The following is a 2,537-nucleotide window of genomic DNA, read 5'->3' as shown; positions in this document are numbered from 1 at the left end:
AGCTATTGTCATCACCATTACTGGTAGTGAGGATACGCCAGAAGTGACCGGTAGCTTTATCGGTTCCGTGACCGAGGGCAATGTGGGCGATGCGCCTGTGACTGCAAGTGGCACACTTTCAATCAGTGACGTTGATGGCGACGATAATCCCACCTTTGCCAATACTACAGAGACCGGTACCTATGGCTCGCTAGAGCTGGTCAACGGCAATTGGACTTACACCCTCGATCAGTCTGCCGTACAAAACTTGGATGCCGGTGATGAGGTGACAGACACTGTCACGCTCACCGCAAGCGATAACACGCAACAAGATATTGTCATCACCATTACCGGCACCGACGACTTACCTGAAGTCACCGGTAGCTTTACTGGTTCAGTGACCGAAGGCAACGTGGGCGATGCCCCTGCCACTGCCACGGGTACCCTTGCGATCAGTGATGTTGATGACGGCGATAATCCGACCTTCGCCAATACCACTGAGACGGGGACTTATGGTTCGATCGAGCTAGTAGACGGTGATTGGACGTATACGCTTGATCAAGACAGCGTGCAGGATTTAGATGCTGGCGATCAAGTGACCGACACCATTACTCTCTCCGCCTCTGATGGCACCCAGCAAGCTATTGTCATCACCATTACTGGTAGTGAGGATACGCCAGAAGTGACCGGTAGCTTTATCGGTTCCGTGACCGAGGGCAATGTGGGCGATGCGCCTGTGACTGCAAGTGGCACACTTTCAATCAGTGACGTTGATGGCGACGATAATCCCACCTTTGCCAATACTACAGAGACCGGTACCTATGGCTCGCTAGAGCTGGTCAATGGAAGCTGGACTTACACGCTTGATCAGTCTGCCGTGCAGGATTTAGATGGCGGCGATCAGGTGACGGATACCATCACCCTCACTGCAAGCGATAACACACAGCAAGATATTGTTATCACCATTACCGGCACCGACGACTTACCTGAAGTCACCGGTAACTTTACCGGCTCAGTGACCGAAGGTGACGCGGGCGATACCGCGGTAACTGCCACGGGTACCATTGCGATCAGTGATGTGGATAGCGACGACAATCCGACGTTTGCCGACGTCACGCAGGCAGGCACTTACGGCTCGTTGGAGCTAGTAGACGGTGATTGGACGTATACGCTTGATCAAGACAGCGTGCAGGATTTAGATGCTGGCGATCAAGTGACGGACACCATTACTCTCACCGCCTCTGATGGCACCCAGCAAGCTATTGTCATCACCATTACGGGGACGGATGACGCACCTGAAGTCACCGGTAGCTTTACCGGCTCAGTCACCGAAGGTGACGTGGGTGATACCGCAGTAACTGCCACGGGCACCATTGCGATCAGTGATGTGGATAGTGACGACGCGCCGACCTTTGCCGATACCACTGAAGCGGGGACTTATGGCTCGCTAGAGCTGGTGAACGGCAACTGGACTTACACCCTCGATCAGTCTGCCGTGCAGGATTTAGATGCCGGCGATCAGGTGACCGACACCATCACCCTCACCGCAAGCGATAACACACAACAAGATATTGTTATCACCATTACCGGCACCGACGACTTACCTGAAGTCACCGGAAGCTTTACCGGCTCAGTGACCGAAGGTGACGAAGGCGATGCGGTCACTGCCACCGGCACCATCGCGATCAGTGATGTTGATGGCGGCGATAATCCGACCTTTGCGAATACTACAGAAGCGGGGACTTATGGCTCTCTGGAACTAGTCGGTGAGAACTGGACTTACACCCTCGATCAGTCTGCCGTACAGAACTTGGATGCCGGTGATGAGGTGACCGACACTATCACCCTCACCGCAAGCGATAACACACAACAAGATATTGTCATCACGATTACGGGGACCGACGATGCGCCAGAAGTGAGTGGTGAGTTTGTTGGCTCAGTGACCGAAGGTGACGTGGGCGATACCGCAGTAACTGCCACGGGCACCATTGCGATCAGTGATGTTGATGACGGCGATAACCCGACCTTTGCGAATACTACAGAAGCGGGGACTTATGGCTCTCTGGAACTAGTCGGTGAGAACTGGACCTACACCCTCGATCAGTCTGCCGTGCAGGATTTAGATGCTGGCGATCAAGTGACCGACACCATTACTCTCACCGCCTCTGATGGCACCCAGCAAGCTATTGTCATCACCATTACTGGTAGTGAGGATACGCCAGAAGTGACCGGTAGCTTTATCGGTTCCGTGACCGAGGGCAATGTGGGCGATGCGCCTGTAACTGCAAGTGGCACACTTTCAATCAGTGACGTTGATGGCGACGATAATCCCACCTTTGCCAATACTACAGAGACCGGTACCTATGGCTCGCTAGAGCTGGTCAACGGCAATTGGACTTACACCCTCGATCAGTCTGCCGTACAAAACTTGGATGCCGGTGATGAGGTGACAGACACTGTCACGCTCACCGCAAGCGATAACACGCAACAAGATATTGTCATCACCATTACCGGCACCGACGACTTACCTGAAGTCACCGGTAGCTTTACTGGTTCAG

Annotated in this window: 1 protein-coding gene; it reads left to right on the top strand. The window is 53.6% G+C overall.

The genetic code is table 11. From position 1 onward, the window contains the following. On the top strand, positions 1-2,537 hold a 2,537-nt coding region (locus WN56_RS12015), incomplete at both ends, for a VCBS domain-containing protein (RefSeq protein ID WP_046075240.1).

This window comes from Salinivibrio sp. KP-1 (assembly GCF_000968645.1).
GTDB classification, from domain to species: domain Bacteria; phylum Pseudomonadota; class Gammaproteobacteria; order Enterobacterales; family Vibrionaceae; genus Salinivibrio; species Salinivibrio siamensis.
The sequence above is the reverse complement of the archived record's forward strand: the minus strand, read 5'-3'. Positions and strand labels throughout refer to the sequence as shown.